At 74.4% G+C, this 2,094-nt stretch carries 1 protein-coding gene; it reads left to right on the forward strand.

Features of this window, described 5'->3' with window-relative positions:
- Nucleotides 1–79 precede the first annotated feature (79 nt).
- Nucleotides 80–1,633, forward strand: coding sequence for a HAMP domain-containing sensor histidine kinase (locus VF468_31075; GenBank protein HEX5882728.1), 1,554 nt, complete (start codon nucleotides 80–82; stop codon nucleotides 1,631–1,633).
- Nucleotides 1,634–2,094 lie beyond the last annotated feature (461 nt).

A 2,094-nucleotide genomic window follows, 5' to 3' on the forward strand; every position in this document is an offset into this window, starting at 1 on the left:
GTCGACGCGGTCGAGCCGCGGCTGATCCACACCATCCGCAGCGTCGGCTACGTCCTGCGGCTGCCGGATCGCTAGCAGGATGCCCGTCGGGCGGTGGGATCCGGTCGGGGTGCTGGTGGTCCGGCCCTGGCGAGCGTGGCGGCGGCTGCTCGCCCGCACGCCGTTGCGCGTGCGGCTCATCGTGGCCGTCTTGGTGCTGGTGACCGTCTCGCTCGCGCTGATCAGCGTGGCCAGCATCGCCGTGCTGCGCGGCTCGCTGGTCGGTCGCCTGGATGACCAGCTCGGCGGTGTGGCCGCGGCCACGCTGCGCGGGCTCGCCGGGGGCCGCGCGCTGGGCCCGCCACCATCCGAGGGCCGCATCCGCCCCCCCAGCCTCTACTTCGTGGCTGTCATCGACCCGTCCGGGAACGTGCTCGAGGCCGTGGACCCCACGGTGTTGCAGGATGGTCAGTCCCCACCGCGCCTGCCCGCGGCCGCCACCCTACAGGCGCGGATTGGCACACCGTTCACGGTGCCGGCAACCAGCGGCGGCGGGCAGTGGCGGCTGCTGGTGGAGCGGTTCCCGGACGGCTCTGGGCGCATGGTCGTGGTCGCGGCCAGCCTCGAGGATGTCAACGCCACGATCTCGCGCCTACAGCGCATCGACCTCGCAGTGAGCATCGCCATCCTGGCCGCGCTGGCCGGAGTCGGCGTAGCCATCGTGCGCGCGAGCCTGCGGCCGCTGGTGGAGATCGAGCGGACCGCTGGGGCGATCGCGGCCGGCGACCTGGCCCAGCGGGTACCCGAGCGTGACCCGCGCACCGAGGTCGGGCGACTTGGCCGGGCCCTCAACACCATGCTGTCCCAGATCGAGGCGGCGTTCCGGGCCCGCGCCGCCTCCGAGGAGCGGATGCGCCGCTTCGTCGCCGACGCCAGCCACGAGCTGCGCACCCCCCTGACCACCGTCCGAGGCTTCGCCGAGCTGTACCGGCAGGGCGGTGCTCGCGAGCCGGTCGAGCTGGACCGGCTGATGCGCCGCATCGAGGACCAAGCCGCCCAGATGGGGCTGCTGGTCGACGACCTGCTGCTGCTGGCCCGCCTGGACCAGCAGCGCCCCCTGGAGCGCCGCCCGGTAGACCTGCTGGCCCTGGCCGCCGACACCGTCCACGACGCCCGCGCCGTCGCCCCCGACCGCCGCATCCAGCTGCTGACCGGCGGCGACCGCGGCGCCACCGGGCCGCTGGTGGTGCTGGGAGACGAAGCGCGCCTGCGCCAGGTCCTGGCCAACCTTATGAGCAACGCCCTCACCCATACCCCGGCGGGGACCCCAGTCGAGGTGGTGGCCCAGACCCGGCGGGAGGACGGCGTGGACCGCGCGGTCCTCGAGGTCGTCGACCACGGCGCCGGCCTTAGCCCCGAGCAGGCCGAGCGGGTGTTCGAGCGCTTCTACCGGGCCGACCCAGCCCGCTCGCACGCCCCCCGGGGGGGCACCGGGCTGGGCCTGGCGATCGTGGCCGCCCTGGTTGCCGCCCACGACGGCACCGTCGAGGTCAACTCGAACCCCGGGCAGGGGGCGACCTTCCGGGTCGTGCTCCCCCTGGCCCCCGACGCTCCGGACGTCCAGGCCGAGCCCACCACGCGCGCGACCGGCTGACCGCTCCGGCAACGCGGTCGCGTTACCAGCACACTCCCAGCTGGCTCACAGGGGTGCCGGAGCTGCCAGGTCCACGGTGATGTTGACCGACCGCATCGCGACACCGAGGAGGTCACCATGTCCATCCAGCTCACCGACCGTCCCTGGGTCAGGGAGTCAGACGCCGCCGACGGCGGCTCCTCGGGTTCGCAGCCCCCGACCACCAGCGACTCCCACGCCAACCCGGGCGGCCGGCGCCGGCGCTGGTCCCGCCGGCTGCCACCGGGCTCCTGGTGCTGGGCTCGGGGTCTCCGCCGGCACGGCCAGCGCCTACACCGTGACCAGGCTGGAGGGCGACACCACGACTTCGTCCCCCGCCAGCGTTAGCAGCGCCACCATCAGCTCACTGGCCAGCGTCGCCGAGGCGGTCAAGCCCAGCGTGGTCACCGTCATCGTGCGCAGCGCCGGCCAGGAGGCCGAGG

The organism is Actinomycetota bacterium (assembly GCA_036280995.1).
Lineage (GTDB): Bacteria > Actinomycetota > CALGFH01 > CALGFH01 > CALGFH01 > CALGFH01.

Bases quoted from the DNA above. Each gene is read 5' to 3' on its own strand.
- VF468_31075 (HEX5882728.1), top strand. From the start codon at position 80: ATGCCCGTCGGGCGGTGGGATCCGGTCGGGGTGCTGGTGGTCCGGCCC.